The 16,860-nt window shown below is 67.9% G+C and carries 14 protein-coding genes; 9 read left to right on the forward strand and 5 right to left on the reverse strand.

The features are described 5' to 3' along the window. The first annotated feature begins 146 nt into the window (after positions 1 to 146). The 7 genes from PJ250_RS08225 (at position 147) to PJ250_RS08255 (ending at position 8,317) form a co-directional block, all read left to right on the forward strand. Entirely contained in the window at positions 147 to 3,194 is a 3,048-nt protein-coding gene (locus PJ250_RS08225) for a TonB-dependent receptor (protein ID WP_271648097.1), read from the forward strand. A gap of 115 nt (positions 3,195 to 3,309) precedes the next feature. Next, positions 3,310 to 4,707, forward strand: coding sequence for a CehA/McbA family metallohydrolase domain-containing protein (locus PJ250_RS08230; RefSeq protein WP_271648098.1), 1,398 nt, complete (start codon positions 3,310 to 3,312; stop codon positions 4,705 to 4,707). A 98-nt stretch (positions 4,708 to 4,805) separates the two neighbouring features. Continuing rightward, positions 4,806 to 5,408 (forward strand): GTP cyclohydrolase I FolE, encoded by a 603-nt coding sequence (gene folE / locus PJ250_RS08235; protein WP_271648099.1) that lies wholly within the window; start codon positions 4,806 to 4,808, stop codon positions 5,406 to 5,408. Positions 5,409 to 5,466: 58 nt separating this feature from the next. After that, positions 5,467 to 6,003: a cytochrome b gene (locus tag PJ250_RS08240; protein ID WP_271648100.1), complete on the forward strand. Its 537-nt coding sequence runs from the start codon at positions 5,467 to 5,469 to the stop codon at positions 6,001 to 6,003. A 304-nt stretch (positions 6,004 to 6,307) separates the two neighbouring features. Further along, positions 6,308 to 6,892 (forward strand): manganese efflux pump MntP, encoded by a 585-nt coding sequence (locus tag PJ250_RS08245; protein ID WP_271648101.1) that lies wholly within the window; start codon positions 6,308 to 6,310, stop codon positions 6,890 to 6,892. A gap of 4 nt (positions 6,893 to 6,896) precedes the next feature. Continuing rightward, positions 6,897 to 7,298 carry a YchJ family protein gene (locus tag PJ250_RS08250; RefSeq protein WP_271648102.1) on the forward strand — a complete coding sequence of 134 codons (402 nt, stop codon included), beginning with the start codon at positions 6,897 to 6,899 and terminating at the stop codon, positions 7,296 to 7,298. A 161-nt stretch (positions 7,299 to 7,459) separates the two neighbouring features. After that, entirely contained in the window at positions 7,460 to 8,317 is an 858-nt protein-coding gene (locus PJ250_RS08255) for a D-hexose-6-phosphate mutarotase (RefSeq protein WP_271648103.1), read from the forward strand. 20 nt (positions 8,318 to 8,337) lie between these two features. Here the strand turns inward: PJ250_RS08255 and PJ250_RS08260 are convergent, their stop codons facing one another. Both PJ250_RS08260 and PJ250_RS08265 read right to left on the reverse strand, forming a co-directional pair. Further along, positions 8,338 to 8,946, reverse strand: a complete 609-nt coding sequence (locus PJ250_RS08260) for a hypothetical protein (RefSeq protein WP_271648104.1) — start codon at positions 8,944 to 8,946, stop codon at positions 8,338 to 8,340. Positions 8,947 to 9,145: 199 nt separating this feature from the next. Then, positions 9,146 to 9,583, reverse strand: coding sequence for a PepSY domain-containing protein (locus tag PJ250_RS08265; protein ID WP_271648105.1), 438 nt, complete (start codon positions 9,581 to 9,583; stop codon positions 9,146 to 9,148). A gap of 311 nt (positions 9,584 to 9,894) precedes the next feature. Between PJ250_RS08265 and PJ250_RS08270 the strand changes: the two genes are divergently transcribed. Then, positions 9,895 to 10,491: a biliverdin-producing heme oxygenase gene (locus tag PJ250_RS08270; protein WP_271648106.1), complete on the forward strand. Its 597-nt coding sequence runs from the start codon at positions 9,895 to 9,897 to the stop codon at positions 10,489 to 10,491. Continuing rightward, positions 10,488 to 12,389 carry a bacteriophytochrome BphP gene (bphP, locus tag PJ250_RS08275; protein WP_271648107.1) on the forward strand — a complete coding sequence of 634 codons (1,902 nt, stop codon included), beginning with the start codon at positions 10,488 to 10,490 and terminating at the stop codon, positions 12,387 to 12,389. Before PJ250_RS08270 ends, bphP begins: the two co-directional genes overlap by 4 nt. A 71-nt stretch (positions 12,390 to 12,460) precedes the next feature. On the opposite strand, the gene PJ250_RS08280 is transcribed toward bphP, so the two are convergent. From PJ250_RS08280 to PJ250_RS08290, 3 genes are all read right to left on the reverse strand, one after another. After that, positions 12,461 to 13,606 carry a glycoside hydrolase family 5 protein gene (locus tag PJ250_RS08280; RefSeq protein WP_271648108.1) on the reverse strand — a complete coding sequence of 382 codons (1,146 nt, stop codon included), beginning with the start codon at positions 13,604 to 13,606 and terminating at the stop codon, positions 12,461 to 12,463. A gap of 542 nt (positions 13,607 to 14,148) precedes the next feature. Then, the gene (locus tag PJ250_RS08285; protein WP_271648109.1) at positions 14,149 to 15,192 is read right to left on the reverse strand and encodes a glycoside hydrolase family 5 protein; all 1,044 of its coding nucleotides are present in this window, start codon (positions 15,190 to 15,192) and stop codon (positions 14,149 to 14,151) included. Between the two features lie 449 nt (positions 15,193 to 15,641). Further along, the gene (locus PJ250_RS08290) at positions 15,642 to 16,652 is read right to left on the reverse strand and encodes a glycoside hydrolase family 5 protein (protein ID WP_271648570.1); all 1,011 of its coding nucleotides are present in this window, start codon (positions 16,650 to 16,652) and stop codon (positions 15,642 to 15,644) included. Between the last annotated feature and the right edge of the window lie 208 nt (positions 16,653 to 16,860).

Genomic DNA, 16,860 nt, shown 5'->3' on the forward strand with positions numbered 1-16,860 from the left:
CCCACGCGCGGGCGCGCGGCGCGTGTCAAAAAAAATTCATGGGCAAACCGGTACCCGATCCAGGTCGAAGGCCGTCGTAGTCGTGGCATGTGCGGACACGCGGTGTCACGCACGGCCACCTCCGACCCCACCACCGGATTCCCATGATGCGTCGCACCCTGTTCCTCTCCATTGCCCTGGCCCTCAATCCCCTGGTCGCCACCGCGCAACAGGCCGCGCCTGCCACGCAGGCCATGCCCGCCCAGTCGCTGGACCATGCGCTCAATGCGCTGTCGCAGCAGACCGGGCTGCAGTTCGTCTACGACAGCGCCGCGGCGGGCAACCCACGCACCGCGGCGATCCCCGCCGGGCTCAGTGCCGAGGACGCGCTCAAGCGCCTGCTGCAGGGCACCGGGCTACGCTACCGCTATCTCAATGCCGGGACGGTGACCATCGAGGCCAATGCCGCCGCGGCGCCCGCCGCGCCGCAGGCCGCGACCGGGATCGGCGCGGCCACTGGCGGTCCCGGCCCGCAGGAGGCCTCGCTGGTCAGCGCCCGCCTGCAGGACCTGGACGGGGTGCAGGTCACCGGCAGCTACAGCCGCAGCCTGGAACAGGCGGTGGACCTCAAGCGCGCCAACATCGGCTTTTCCGATTCGATCGTGGCCACCGACGTGGCCGACTTTCCCGAGCAGAACCTGGCCGAGGCGCTGCAGCGCATGCCTGGCGTGGCGATCGAGCGCAACAAGGGCCTGGGCACCAAGGTCAGCGTGCGCGGCCTGCCAACCGAGTACACCCACGTGTCGATCAACAACCTGGCCACCGCCTCGGGTAGCGGCGGGCGCGACGTGGAGTTCGACATGTTCGCCTCGGAGATCATCCAGCAGGTCACGGTGAAGAAGTCCCCGACCGCCGCCGACGAGGAGGGCGGCATCGCCGGCTCGGTGGACATCAGTACCGCGCGCCCGTTCGACTATCCCGACCGCAAGCTGGTGGCCTCGGCCGAGGGCGCCTACAACTCGATCTCGGAAAAGACCGATCCCAAGTTCGCCTTTCTGGCCAGCGATACCTGGGGCGACTGGGGCGCGTTGGTGTCCTTCGCCTCGGCCAAGCGCACCAATCGCACCGACTCGACCTCGGGCATCAACTTCCGCCCGCTGACGCGCTTCCTGGGGGCGTCGGGGACACGCAGCAGCCAGGCCGTGGACGTGCTGGCGCGCGATGCCGGCATCGTGGTCAGCGACCCGAAGGACACCGACGTCACCGACCGCCTGGTGTTCCAGGACAAGGTCGGCGATCGGGTGTATCTCAACGAGCAGGACAAGTGGGGGGCCACCGCCTCGCTGCAGTACAAGCCCAGCCAGGACTTCAGCCTGACCTTCGACGCGATGCTGGGCAGCTACGACACCCACGAGGACGAATACGACGCTGCGGCCTACTCGGCCTCCAGCAAGAGCACGCTGCAGCGGATCTACGATTACGACGCCGACACCCTGGCCGATGATGGGCTGGTGGTGCTGCGCGACGTGGCCTACACCGCCACCCAGCACGAGTTCCTGAGCAAGGAGCGGACCAACAAGACCGACTACAGCCAGTACAGCCTCAACCTGGACTGGAAGGGCGACACCTGGCAGCTGGATGCCATGGCCGGCTACTCCGGCGCGGACAAGTCGCTGGACTACGCCAACCTCAAGCACGTGGCCTATGCGCCCTCGCGCACGCGCTGGACCGGCCACAGCGGCGAGACCATTCCCAGCGACGACCCCAACACCATCGACATGTACAACGCGCCGGAGCGCTACCTGTTCGAGGCCTACGAGACCTCGCTGGAGAAGATCTCCGACGACAAGTACGCCGCGCAGCTGAACTTCCGCAAGTCGCTGGACCTGGGCTTCTTCCCCGCCCTGCGCGCGCTGCAGTTTGGCGGCCGCTATACCGACAAGTCCAAGGAACGCCGCTACGGCGAACTGAAGATCACCGGCCCCACGGCCGGCAGCAGCGCGTGGGTGGGCACGCGCACCCTGGCCGACAGTCCGTTGCAGCCCATCGGCGACATCGTCCCGGGCGGCGGCTACAGCCTCAAGGGGCTGGACTGGATGATGATCTCCAATGACGATGCGCGCGACCTGTTTCGCTACGACGGCTTCTATACGCCGTTCGACGCGGGCCAGTACTACCGCGTGGACGAGACCGCCAGCGCGCTGTACGCCATGGCCGACCTGGCCTTCGACGTGGGCACGGTGCCGGTCACGATCAACGCCGGCACGCGCTATGTCGATACCCAGGTGACCTCCTACGGCTATCACCCGATCCAGAACCCGGACGGCAGCACCGGCTATTCCGATGCCCCGGTCTCCCAGGATGGCGATTACCAGCGCTGGTTGCCGAGCTTGAACGCGACCGCCGAGCTGGTGCCCGACTTGCTGCTGCGCGCGGCAGCGTCCAAGACGATGATGCGCCCGGCGCTGTCGGACATCGCCTACAAGCGCACCGCCAGCTGGAGCTCCTATCGCTTCACCGACGGCAATCCGGACCTCCAGCCGACCTATGCCAAGCAGTGGGAGGTGGGCCTGGAGCGGTACCTGGACAACGGCGGCCTGCTGGCGGCCTCGTATTTCTACAAGAAGATCGACGGGGTGGTGATCAGCGCGCTGACCGGCACGGTGCCGGACGTGACCGTCTACAACGCCAACGGGACGGTCAACGGCGTGTATGACTTCGACGTCTACCAGCCGGTCAATGCCGAAGGCAGCTACGAGGTCGACGGCTGGGAGTTGGTGGCGCAGCTGCCGCTGGGCATGGTCCACCCGGCGCTGGAGGGCTTCGGCATCAATGCCAACTACACCATGCTCGACAGCTCGCTGGCCGGTGAGTCGGACCTGGGCATCAAGACGCCCATGCCGGGCCTGGCCGACAAGGTCTACAACTTCACCGCCTACTTCGAGAACGACCGCTTCGATGCGCGCGTTTCGTATAACCACAAGAGCGCCTACGTCGAGTCCATCGGCTACAACCTCTACCCGATCTGGCGCGACGCCTACGGCCAGGTGGACGTGTCCATCGGCTATCGCATCAACGATGTGGTCAAGCTGACCCTCAAGGGCATCAACCTGACCGACGAGGCGACCACCGGCTACACGATGGATCCGGCGTTCCCGACGATGTACGAGCTGTCCGGTCGGCGCATCAGCCTGGGCATCCGCGCCGACTTCTGATCGCGCGCCATGGCGATGCGAGGGTGGCCGCGTGCGGCCATCGCATCGCCCTCCCTCGTCTCCGTGCGCAGCGCCGTGCCTTCCCGCGCGGAGGTGACGCTCAAAGGAGTTTCCGATGTTCTTTTCTCGACATGCGCCGCGGTCGGCGCTATTGGGCCTGCTGCTCACGGCAGGATCGGCCCAGGCCGCGGATGACCCCGACGCTGGGCGCCAGTGGCAGCCCGGCGATCACCACGTCCATAGCGAGTGGAGCGTGGACTGGGACCGCAGCACCAACCCGCCCACGCCCGTGCGTGGTGGCGACTCGCACTACACACGCACCCGCAATGCGCAGGCGGCCCATGCCTACGGGCTGACGTGGATGGTGCACACCGACCATGGCGGTCCTGGACATGCCGCGGTGGATCGCGACCAGGCCTGGCCGGCGCTGCAGCAGGCGCGCCAGGCGGTGCCGGAACTGGTCCAGTTCCATGGCATGGAGTTCAACGTGCCGGCGGGCGAGCACGCCTCGCTGATCATCGCGCCCGGCGCGGACGAACGTGGCCAGTTGTATGAGATCGAGCGTCGCTACAGCCGGGGTGACGCCTTTCCCGAAGATCCGCGTGACGACCAGCCGCAGCGCATGCTGGAGGGGTTGGCGTACATGCGCCAGCTCTCGCCCACGCCGTTGATGATCATCAACCACCCCGCGCGCACCGCCACCGGCATGGGGCGCTGGGGCGATGTCACCCCGGCCGAGTTGCGGGCCTGGCATGCGGCCGCGCCGCAGGTGCTGGTGGGGATGGAGGGCGCGCCCGGGCACCAGGCCTCGGCGCAGCATCGCGGGCTGTACCGCAACGCCCCGGCGCCCACGCTGGGTGGCTTCGACCAGATGGTCGCCGTGGTGGGCGGGGTGTGGGACCAGCTGCTGGCCAGCGGCATGCGCCTGTGGATCACGGCCAACTCCGACTCGCACGTCAACGCGCGCGATGGCGGTGAGGAGTTCGACCCGGGCCAGTACAGCAAGACCTACGTGTGGGCGCGACACACACCGCAGGACCTGATGGACGGCTTGCGCCAGGGCCGGGTGTTCACCGTCACCGGGGATCTGGTCGATGCGCTGTCGCTGCAGGTGGGCACACCGGACGGCCGCGCCGTGGCGCAGCTGGGCGGGCAGGTGGCGCTGTCGGCCGGCGCGCCGATGCAGGTGCGCCTGCGCGTGCACCGGCCCACTGCCGTCAACGCCCACGGCCAGCGTCCGCCTTTGGATCATGTGGAGTTGATCGTGGGCACGCCTGGCGCGGAGGGGCCACGCATGCGCAGCCGCGTGTTCGGCGAGCAGGACTGGCGGCGCGAAGGCGACTGGATCGTGGCCGAGTGGACGCTACCGGTGCCGGCGGGCGGCGCCTTCGTGCGCGCCCGCGGCAGCAGCACGCCTGAACGCACACCGGCACCGGATGTGCCCGGCGAAGACCCCTGGCAGGACCTGTGGTTCTACACCAACCCGGTGTTCGTGGTCCCGGCGTCCTCCTGAAGCGGCCTGCAGTGTTCCGTACGCCCCGCGCTGACGCGCGCGGGGCAGTCCGGTACGATGCCGGCCCCTTCCAGCTGTCCCGGACAAGGTCTGCGGCCATGAGCGATTCCGACAACATCCGCGGCGGCGTCAGCCGCGACCAAGCCGAGGACGCCGTGCGCACGCTGTTGCGCTGGGCGGGCGAGGATCCCGCGCGCGAAGGCCTGCTGGACACGCCCAAGCGCGTGGCCAAGGCCTATGGGGACTGGTTCAGCGGATATCGCGAGGATCCGCACGACTATCTGGCCCGCACCTTCGAGGAAGTGGCCGGCTACGACGAGCTGATCGTGCTGCGCGACATCGAGTACGAAAGCCACTGCGAGCACCACATGGCGCCGATCATCGGCAAGGTCCACGTGGGTTACCTGCCCGATGGCAAGGTGGTGGGCATCAGCAAGCTGGCGCGCGTGGTCGATGCCTTCGCGCGGCGCTTCCAGGTGCAGGAGAAGATGACCGCGCAGATCGCCCAGTGCATCCAGGACGTCCTGGCGCCGCGTGGGGTGGGCGTGGTGGTGGAGGGCGCGCATGAGTGCATGACCACCCGTGGCGTGCACAAGCGCGGGGTCAGCATGGTCACCTCCAAGATGCTGGGCGCGTTCCGCGATGACGCACGCACCCGCGCCGAGTTCCTGCGCTTCATCGAGGTCGGCGGCAAGCGCTGACGGCACTCCGACCTTGCCCGGGCTAGGATCGCATTTCCGCGATTGGCACAGGCCCGTCATGACCGAAGTGATCCCTGCGCGCTACAGCCGGCGCGTGCGCGTCTTCCACTGGGTGACCGTGCTGCTGATCGCCGGCGCCTACGCGACCATCAACGCCCGTGGCTTTCTGGAGCGCGGGACCCCCGAGCGCACGCTGGTGATGCAATCGCACTTCCTGTTCGGGCTGGCGGTGCTGCTGGTGGCCCTGCCGCGGCTGGTCTCGCGCCTGGGCACGCAGGCCCCGCCGATCCAGCCGCCGCCACCCCACTGGATGCACCGCGCCAGCCAGGTCACCCACGTGCTGCTCTACGCCTTCATCATCGTCCAGCCGCTGCTGGGCCTGGTCTCGGGCATCGTCGACGGCGGGGGTGTCGGCCTGCCTGGCGGCCTGCGCATCCCCGGGCTTCCCACCGAACACAAAGCCCTGTCCGATACGCTGAAGTCGGTGCACGTCTGGCTGGGGACGGCCTTTTACTGGGTGATCGGGCTGCACATCGTGGCCGCGCTGTATCACGCGCTGTTCCGCCGCGACAACGTCCTGCGGCGCATGCTCTGAGCGCAGATGCAGGGGCCGCGTGGCCACTTGCCTGCGTGGTCGCCGGTCCAGTTGCGGACGTTGCCTGTGTATACTGCGCGCCCCGCTCGCAGCCCAGTGCCGTGTCGCGGGATCTCCTTGGGGAGTAGCCGGCTCGGCCCGCATCGCGGCCAGAGCGCAGCCGTCAACATGCTTGGCTTCAAAAGGCCATGGCGGCTGCAACCACACCAGGTTGGCAAGACCAACGAGCAGCCCGACGCGGCAGATGGCCGGCGCGTGGGGTTTGTTCGTTCGTCCACGTTTCCGGCCGTGGTGACTTCATCCGATGAATCCGATTTCCATCCTCCTGCTCGGCCTGGCCATGTCCACCGATGCGTTCGCCGCGGCCCTGGGCAAGGGCGCGGCCATGGCCAAGCCCACGCTCGCCCAGGCGCTGCGCGTGGGCCTGATCTTCGGCGTGGTCGAGGCCATCACCCCGGTCATCGGCTGGCTGATCGGCTCGGCGGCCTCCAGCTACGTCAAGGCTTACGACCACTGGATCGCCTTCGTCCTGCTGGGCGCGCTGGGCGCGCACATGATCTGGAAGGCGCTGACCGAGGACGATGAAGCCGACGAGGCCGAGGCGTCCGCCGACCGGCACGGCAACCTGGTCACCCTCGCCCTGACCGGCCTGGCCACCAGCATCGATGCGATGGCCGTCGGCGTCGGCCTGGCCTTCGTCAACGTGCCGATCTTCGTGGTGGCCGGGGTCATCGGCGCCTGCACCTTCACCATGGTCACCCTCGGGGTGATGGCCGGGCGGGCGCTCGGAGCGATGATCGGCCGCCGCGCGGAGCTGGCCGGCGGCGTGATCCTGATCCTGGTCGGTGCGGCGATCCTCTACGAACACCTCAGTGGCGCGGCGGGCTGACGCCATGCGGACATCCACTCCCCCCAAGACCTGTCCGTGCGATACGGGCCTTCCCTACGCCCGCTGCTGTGGCCCGCTGCATGCCGGTACCCCGGCGGCCGACGCCGCGGCCCTGATGCGCTCGCGCTACAGCGCTTATGTGCTGGGTGATGCCGGGTATCTGCTGGACAGCTGGCATGCCTCCACGCGCCCGGAGAGCTTGTCCCTGGATGATGCCCCCGGGCGACGCACCGCCTGGCTTGGGCTGAAGGTCGAATCACACACCGTCACCGGGCCGGACACCGCCGAGGTGGCATTCACCGCACGCCTGCGCATCGGGGGCGGCTCTGCCCAGCGCATGCACGAGCACAGCCGTTTCGTGCGCGAGGACGGGCACTGGTTCTACCTGGACGGCGAAGTCGACTGAATCACGGGCCGGGGCGATGAGCGCGCAGGCTCAGACGCACTGCGAAGGCCCGCCCGGTGAGGGGTCCGACCAGGCTGCAGAAGGTTGGGTAAGACGCGCTCCCACGGCGACCCCACGGGCGTCTGGCTAGACTGGCGGCCCGCTTTCGTTCGCGAGCCACCATGACCCACGCCCTGACCGAGACCACGCTGCGCGGCCTGCCCGTGCTGGAGATCGAATCGCCGCTGTGCACCGCCCGGCTGTCGCTGCATGGGGGCCAGCTGCTGTCGTTCGTGCCGGCGGGGGGGCAGGAGATGTTGTGGGTCTCGCCGACGGCGGTCGGTGCGCCCAAGGCCATCCGCGGCGGTGTCCCGGTGTGCTGGCCCTACTTCGCCAAGGAGAACCAGCCGGCCGACGTCGTCCAGCATGGCTTCGCCCGCACACAGCCATGGACGCTGGAGGAATCGCGCGAGGACGGCGATGGCAACGTGCATGTGCGGCTTTCGCTCCCGGCCGATCCGCGCACGCCGCTGCGGCTGGAGCAGCTGCTGGTCTTCGGCGCCGGCCTGCAACAGGCGCTGGTGACCCACAACCCTGGGGCCGAGCCCGTGCGCATCACCCAGGCGCTGCATAGCTACTTCCAGGTGGGCGACGCGCGGCGGGTCACGGTCGAAGGCCTGGCGGGCCTGGACTACACCGACAAGTTCACCGGCCGCGTGTTCACCCAGGACGGCGACTGGACGCTGGCCGATCCGCGTGATCCCGGGCGCAGCGACCGCGTCTACCACGACGCAGGCGGACGCTACCTCATCGTCGATCCGGTGCTCGGGCGCCGCCTGCGCCTGTCCACCACCGGCAGCGCCGCGGTGGTGGTGTGGAACCCGGGGCAGGAGGGCGTGCAGGGCTTCACCGATGTTCCGCCCGGGGCCTGGCCTGATTTCCTGTGCGTGGAGGCGGCCAACGCGGGCCGTGACGTCGTGAGCGTGGCGCCCGGTGCGTCAGTAACCCTGGCGCAGACGCTGGAGGTTCTGCCGGCATAAGGAAGCCGTCCGGTGCGCGACTACAGCCGCTGGTAGGCGTAGCCCCCCAGCAGGGACAGGCGCTTGAGCGCCTCGTCGCGCTCGAACTCGTCCAGGCCGTCGGTCAGAAAGACCAGGGTCTTGCCATCGCGCGAGATCGACAGCACCGCCATGTCGGCCAGCACGCCGCGGTCCGGGTCCCGACGCTCGACCACGGCGGTGGCGTAGTGCCCCATGCCCTCGACCGGGACCAGGCGGACGCGGTCCAGGTCCGGCTCACTGCCATCGGTGAAACCCCGCGCCAGGTCACGCACTTCTTGACGCGGCGTGTGGCCCTTGGACGGCCATTGCTGCACCAACAGCCGTCCGAACTCGCCATTCCACTCGCATGACGCGATGCCGAAGGCATCGTGCTGTTCCTGCCTGGCACCTTCGGCCAGCGGGAACACCTTGCGCAGCTCGTCCCGGGTGATCAGCTCGCAGGGGGTCGAGGCGATCTGACGCGGTGCCGGTGTGCGCGCCGCCGGTGCGGTGACGGCGGCCTCGGGCTGCGAATCGGCGCAGGCAACCAGGCAAACGGCCAGCAACAGCGTGACCAGGCCGTGTCGGGCGCGCCGGCGCCTAGAGGCCGTGGTGCGGGCAATGCGCATGTCGATCCTGGACGCCTGCTGGACGGGGGAACCCAGCTTCTCCAGAACGTAACCCCATTTGCAGGATTTTTAGGACACGAAGCACGAAAAAAATGCGGGGTTAGCCGCAAAAAACCAAAAACAGAGCCGCCCAGGTGACCCGGGCGGCTCGTAAAGCAAGGCATGACAGGCCGGCGTGACGAGCGCGCCGGCCCGAGATTCAGTCGTTCTCCACGTGCAGGATGGCGCCGTCGTCCGGGCTCAGGTGGATCTCGACCTGCTTGCCGTCGGCGCGTTCGGCTTCGGCCTGCCACATGCCGTCGTCGAAATCGACGTCATGGATCTTGGCATAACCGGCGGCGGCGAGCTTGGCCTTGATATCGTTCTCGCTGAGATTGGAGACCTGGGCATCGGCGAAGACGCGGCCACTGGCCGGGTCCACCCGCACGTCCGTGCGATTGCCGTTGGCGCTGGTGGCATCGGCCTCCCACATGCCGTCCTCGAAGTCGATATCGTCCACCTTGGTGTAGCCCTTGTCGGCCAGCAACTGGCGCACCTGGGGTTCGGTCAGGCCCTTGGTCTTGGGCGCATCGGCCGCGGCGGCGGCGCCGGCGGCGGTCAGGGCGAGCAGCAGCGTCGTGGTCTGGATGATCCGCATGGTCCTTCCTCCTCACTCTTGGGTGGGGACCACTGAGCCAGCGTGGACGTGTAGGCGGGGTCAGCAATGCGCTGCTGCCAGCTGAACGCGGCCCGCGTCGACGCGGCAACGCCCGCCATCACAGGGATTGCGGCGCTGGCCGCGGGCTGAACGGTCATGGCGACCCCCCCATCGAAGTTCCGATGGTCGGGAGCCGTGTGCGAGCGCGGGCCGGGCTTTTGATTGGTCATCGGCGCAGGCGCTGTTAGGCTCGCAGGGGCTGGGGCGGTTCTCCTGGCTCTGTGCCGCTCATGCCCCACGCCTGCCATCCCATGTCCCCCGTTCCCGACCTTGCCCCACCGCCTGCCGCGCGTTTCCTGCGCGAGGCGACTGCGCAGGCACACGCTGCAGTGGAGGCACTACCGCACATGCCCGCGCTGGCGGCCGGCACCCTGGAGCCAGCCCTCTACGGCCGGGTCCTGCAGGCGCACCTGTCCATCCTGGCGCCCTGGGAGCACGCGCACGCGGCCTGGCTGGCGGCGCTGCCGGTCCATGGCTGGCGCTACCGGCCTCGCGTTCCGGCGCTGCGCCATGACCTGCATGCCCTGGGCGAGCCCCTTCCGCCGGTGGCCGGAGCCGCCGAGGCGTCGATCGAAGCCGCCCAGGCCTGGGGCATGCTCTACGTCGTGGAGGGCTCGATGCTGGGTGGGCGGGTGATCGCCCGACAGTTGCGGCGTCAGCAGCCCTCCTTGGAAGGGGCGCTGGCCTACTTCGACCTCGGCAGCGAGGAGCCCGCCGCCTGGCGGCGGTTCCAGGACTGCCTTGAAAGGGCGCTCACCCCGCCTGGCGCCCGCGAGCAGGCGGTGGCTGGTGCGATGGCGATGTTCGCCCGTTTTCACCAACAGCTTTGCTTCGGAAGGCCCGTATGAACGTTGTCGTCGATCCCGTGGACATGGATGCGTGCGCGCGCGAGCCCATCCACATCCCTGGCTCCATCCAGCCGTTCGGCGTGCTGCTGGTCATCGACCCGGCCACCGGATGCATCGTCCAGGCCAGTGAGACGGCCGCGGCGGTCCTGGGCGTGGACGATCCGCTGGGCCGGCGTTGGGACGCGTTGCTGGACCTGGGCAAGCGCCAACTGCCCGATCCGGCCAGCGTGACCGAGCGCGTGCACCTGTCCCACGCGGCGGTCGAGTTCCCGCTGCGTGACGCGACTCCGGAGGCGTCCTGGGTCGGCGCGTGGCATCTGTCACCCACGCACTGGCTGGTCGAACTGGAGCCGCGCGACTCGCGTGGCTCCGACGCCGGACTCAACGATGCGCTGCCGACCCTGCGGCTGCTGGAGCGCGACGGTTCGGTCGCCGAGGCCAGCCTGCGCGTCGCGCGCGAGATCCATGCGTTGCTCGGCTATGACCGGGTGATGGTCTACCGTTTCGACAACGACTGGAACGGCGATGTCATCGCCGAGGCGCGCGCGCCGGACCTGGAGGCCTACCTGGGCCTGCATTATCCGGCGACCGACATTCCGGCCCAGGCCCGTGCGCTGTACCTGCGCAACCGGGTGCGCCAGATCGCCCATGTCGGCTATCGCCCCTCGCCGATTACACCGGTGCTCAACCCGGCCGATGGCCAGCCGGTGGACCTGAGCGATGTGAGCCTGCGCAGCGTCTCGCCGGTGCACCTGGAGTACCTGGCCAACATGGGGGTCTCGGCGACGCTGGTGACCTCCATCGTGGTCAACGACGCGCTGTGGGGCCTGGTGGCCTGCCATCACTACAAGCCGCACTTCGCCAACCATGCCATGCGCGATGTGGCCGATGCGCTCTCGCGCGGCCTGGCCGGGCGCATCGGGGCACTGCAGGCGGTGGAGCGCGCGCGCACCGAGTCGGTCCTGCTGACCGTGCGCGAGAAGCTGATCACCGCGTTCAACGACGCCGACACCATGACCCCGGACATGCTGGCCGAGATGGCGCCGGACCTGATGGACGTGGTCGATGCCGACGGCGTGGCGATCTTCCACGGAGATCATGTCACCCGCCACGGACAGCTACCGCCGGAGCGGGACCTGGCGCGGATCCGCGCCCAGATCGAGTCGGGCGATTACGAGGCGCTGCGCGAGGGCGCGGTCGGGGCCCTGCATACCGACACCATCGGGACCACCTTTCCGCCGCTGGCCGACCTGGCGCCGCTGGCGGCCGGCCTGATCTTCGTGCCGCTGATGCCGCAGGCTCGCAGTGCGCTGATGTGGACCCGGCGCGAGCAGGTCCAGACCGTCAACTGGGCCGGCAACCCCGCGTTGGCCAAGCTGCCGGACATCCCCAACTCGCGCCTGTCTCCGCGCAAGAGTTTTGATCTGTGGCAGGAAACCGTGCGTGGCCGCGCGCGGCCGTGGTCGCAGCTGCACCTGGAGTCGGCCCGCAGCCTGCGCGTGCTGATCGAGCTGATGGAGCGCAAGCGCTATCAGCAGGACTTCGTCATGCTCGAGGCCTCGTTGGCGCGCCTGCGCCAGGGCGTGGCCATCATCGAGCGCGGTCCGGCGGGCATTGCCCGGGTGGTCTTCGTCAACGAGGCCTTCGCCGACCTGGCCGACCTGGACAATTCGGACATGATCGGCCTCGACATGCGGACCCTGCTGGATCCCTCGGTGCGCGCCGAAGCCCTGTCGGCCCTGGAGACCCAACTGCGCGCATCGACACCGGCCGCCAGCGTCCTGCCCCTGCGGGTCGCCAATGCCGAACCACGCCTGCTGCATTTCGACTTCGAGCCGCTGCCCGCACGCGGCGGGCAGACGACCCATTGGCTACTGCAGCTGAGCGAGCCCGGCTGAGCGACTCCCCGGTGCCAAGTCCGGACCTTGTCCGGGAACTGGCGTTGGGTCTGCGTTGCGCGACGTGAGGTCTAGAGCTTCCTGGCCTTGACGGGCAGCGAGAGCATCGGGGAGACAGGGGAGCTGGCCGCGGGATTCGACGGCGGGTTGGAGCTGGCCGGGGGGGGCGAGGCTGTGCCGGTGGTGATGCGCTTGGCCCGGTTCGACAGGACCGTCATCTGTGGCTTGGCGCTGCCATCGCTGGCCGGTTGTACGCTGAACATATAGTTGCCCCACCATGCGCCGCCGGCCCAGTAGCTCCAGCCGCGCCAGACATCGGCGTTGTCCTGGACGTAGGCCAGCATGTTGTCCAGTGCGGACAGGCAGGTCTCGTTGGCGGCCGCGCCGAACTCGCCGAGGAAGCCCGTCCTTCTGTTGGTGCGCAGCCAGCTGGTGAACGCCGCCAACTTGTCCGCTCCGATCGACGTGCTCACGCAGGTCGAGTGGGTCCCGGAATAGTCCGAATCCATGTACTGGTGGACCTCAAAGGCGATGTTGTTGGCCGAGTCGGTAATCGTCAGCAGGGCATCGGCGTTGGAAGTGCCACCGCCTGCGCTGGCATTGGTCCAGCTGTGCGCGCCAGTCCATGCCACGCCGGGGACCAGGATCAGGTTGCGGGCGCCCGTGGCGCGGATCGCATCGATGCCTGCCTGGGCACTCGCGGCCCAGGTGACGGCGTCGACCCCGTAGGGTTCGTTCATGAGGCCGAAGATCACGGCGCGATCGTTGGCGAATTCCTTGGAAAGCTGGCGCCAGAGATCGGCAAAGACCGTGTTCGGAACCGAGCTGGTCCCGATGCGGGTGCCGTAGTACTTGGCATAGTTGTGCGGATCCAGGATGACAGTGATGCCGTGGTTCTTGGCACGCGTGACGGCCGTGCGGATGTAGGAGAGCTGGGTGACGTCGAGGGTGGCCCCCGCACTGGATTGCAATCGCTCCCAGAGGAAGGGAAGGCGTACGACGTTCATCCCCTGACTGGCGTAGTAGGCGAAGTCGGCATCCGAGGGATAGACGTAGTTCTGGTACAGCACGCCCGGCTTGGCCGAGGAGTTGAACTCGGCGCCGGCGAGGTTGACGCCGGCGTACTTGAGGACATCGGTGGCGCTGGCGGGATGGGCGTGGGTTAGCAGGGCGATCAGGAGGGCGGCGGAGGCCGCCAGGGGCGGTAGCAGACGCATATGGGCTCGGGGGAAGTGGTCACCTCGCCGTGCCGTCCGGCCGGTCGAGGCGGAGGACCCGCACTGCCTTGTCGGACAGCCGCTGGTCCCTGCGTCGGGAGGAGGAGGTCATGACCCATGCGATCCCTGTGCATTCGGTCGATGGCCCCCGCGGAGTGCCGTTCTCGGCATCGGGGGCCATGGCCCACTCGATGCGGCGGGCCATTTCTGGCCCGATTTGCCAAACGGTCACTAGGCTCCCAGCAAGGCCTGTGCCGATTTCGGTCGGTTTCATACGTGATGTGTAGAAACTGTGACGATTGCCGCTCTGTGTCATCACTCCCTTAGTGAGGGGCGACTCGTTTTGCGCTGTGAAGCGTTTGCCATGTGGCTCTGTAGCAAAGTTTCCCGCGCTCACCTCTCCGCCACGAGCCAACCTTGCGTCGGCTTTACGTCGCGTCGTGCCCCTGGGAGTCACTTCCTGCGGGGGCGGAGCACGGATCCGTGACGGTGACGAAAGACCAGGCGGGCCGGACATCGCGTCCTGCCCGCCCGGTTAGGACTTACTTGCCGCTGACCTCATGGGCGTGCGGAGCAAGGATCTTCATCTGGGGCCGGGAGGCGCCCTTGTAAGGCTGCACGTTGAACATGTAGTTCGAGGGCCACCATGCGCCTGCGGCCCAGTAGGTCCAGCCCAGCCACACGTCCTTGTTGGACTGCATGTACTCGAGCATGTTGTCCAGCGCCACCATGCAGGTGCCGTTGTTGGCCGCGCCGAACTCGCCAAGGAAGCCGACCTTGTGGTGGGCGCGCAACCAGGAGGTGAAGCTCTTGAGCGTGTCCGCGCCGATGGTCTTGCTGACGCAGCTGGAGTGGGTGCCCGAATAGTCCGCATCCAGATATTGGTGGACCTCGAAGGCCAGCTTGTTGGCGGGATCCTTCAACTTGAGCAAGGCATCGCCATTGGAGGTGCCGCCGCCTGCCGAGGCGACCGTCCAGTTATGCGCCCCGGTCCAGGCGACACCCGGGACGAGGATCAGATTCTTGGCACCGGTGTTGCGGATGGCGCTGATGCCCGCCTGGGCAGCGCTGGCCCAGGTCACCGCCTTCATGTCGTTTGGCTCGTTCATCAGCCCGAACATCACCGCATCGTCGTTCTTGAAAGCAGCGGCCAACTGGCGCCACAGGTCGGCGAACACGGCGTTGGGGACGGCGCTGGTTCCGATGTACCTGCCGTAGTACTTGGCGTAGTTGTGCGGATCCAGGATGACCTTCATGCCGTGGTTCTTAGCGCGCGTGACCGCCGTGCGCAGGTAGGACAGCTGCGTCGCATCGAGCTTGCCCCCCGCACTGCGCTGCAGCCGTTCCCACAGGAAGGGAAGGCGCACCACGTTCATGCCCTGCCTGGAGAAATACGCGAAGTCCGAATCGGACGGATAGACGTAGTCGTTGTAGAGCACGCCAGGCTTGGCCGCGGAGTTGAACTCGGCGCCGGACAGGTTGACGCCGGCGTACTTGAGCACGCTGCCAGCCTTGGCGGCGGGGGCGCACGCCAAGGCTGCGGCGAGTGCGATGGACGAGACACGAAGGGTTTGGAACAGGCGCATATCGGGGGATCTCAGCGTCGTTACTCGGCAAGCGAGTGGAGGTTTCATGGGAGGTGGGTTCAGGCCGGCGGCATCCAGGCAGCACCGGTCATCGGGCCAGGCGCCCGCTCGCACGGGCAGTCAGGCCGCTTTTGCATTGAGGAGGAGCCGTTACCCCGCGCGATCCGGCACGGTGCTCAATCGACCCCAAGGCGTGGTGCCACAGGCGGCCGGCCATTCGGTCCGGCGATACCTGACAATCGCGACATCACGTGGCCGATCCTAGGTGGGTTTTGCGTGCAGTTCACACCCGGCGTGTAGAAGGTGTGACGCCGTCGTGAATATCACATTCGTGAACAGGGGTCTGTGCCGTTTCGAGGACTGCGTCTCGCTCCGGTTGTTGACCCGGATAACAAAAAAGCCGTCACGTGGACGGCTCTTGTCATGTCACTGCCAAGCGCTTGCGCGAATCAGTGGGGTGAAGTCACCGCCCGGGCATGGCGAGAGAGGATGCGCATCTGCGGCTTGTCGCCGCCATCCCGACCCGGTTGCACGCCGAACATGTAGCTCGGCGGCCACCAAGCCCCAGCCGCCCAATAGCTCCAGCCCAGCCAGACGTCACCGTTCTTTTCCATGTAGCTCAGCATCCCATCCAGCGCGGCCATGCACTCGGGCCGCGTGCTGGCGCCAAACTCACCCAGGAAACCGGTTTTGTGGTGCTTGCGCAGCCAGCGCGTGAAGCCCTCCAGGCGCTGCACGCCGACCTGTTCATTGACGCACGTGTCCTTGGTACCGGAGGAATCCTTGTCCAGGTACTGGTGCGCCTCGAACGCAAGGTTGTGAGCCGGGTCGCGGATGGCGAGCAGGGCGTCGGCGTTGGAACTGCCGCCCCCGGCGGTCGCGCTATTCCAGCTATGCGCGCCGCTCCAGGCCGTGCCAGGGACCAGGATCAGGTTCTTTGCGCCCGCCTCGCGGATGGCATCGATGGCCGCCTGGGCCGAGCGGGCCCAGGCGCGCGCGCTGATGCCGTGCGGTTCGTTCATCAGCCCGAACAGCACGTCCGGCTTGTTGGCCAAGGCCGGCTCGCGGGCCAACCGCGCCCACAGGTCGGCGAACACCGCGTCGGGTACCGCGTCGCTGCCGATCTTCTGTCCGTTGTATTGGCCATAGTTGTGGACATCCAGCAGCAGGGCGATGCCATGCCGGTGGGCGTTGTCCACGGTCTTGGTGAGCATCTCCAACTGGGTCGGGTCCAGCTCGCCCTTGGGCTCGGGCTGCAGGCGCTCCCACAGGAACGGCAGGCGCACGATGTTCATGCCCTGCGCGGCGAAGTAGGCGAAGTCCTTATCCGACGGATAGGTGTAGTCCTTGAACACCCTGCCCGGCTTCTGGCTGGACTTGAACTCGGCCCCGGCCAGGTTCACGCCGGCGTATTCCAGCACGCGCTTGTGCTGGGCCAGGCCCGTCAGCGGCAGGGCCATGAGCAGCAGGGCCAGGAACCGGGAAGGTCGGGACGGATGCAAGCGCATGCGGAAGCTCCGGTGGGCCGTCATCGCGGCTCCTGGTCGTGGTGAGCGACGGTTTCGCCGATGCGGTCTGGGTGGGTGCGGCGGAGGGTGGGGGATGGCCGCCTCGTCGTGACGAGCCTAGGACACCTAACGCAACTGCAGCATGAAACCGGCGCTGACC

The sequence above is a fragment of the Pseudoxanthomonas sp. JBR18 genome (genome assembly GCF_028198165.1).
Taxonomy (GTDB): domain Bacteria; phylum Pseudomonadota; class Gammaproteobacteria; order Xanthomonadales; family Xanthomonadaceae; genus Pseudoxanthomonas_A.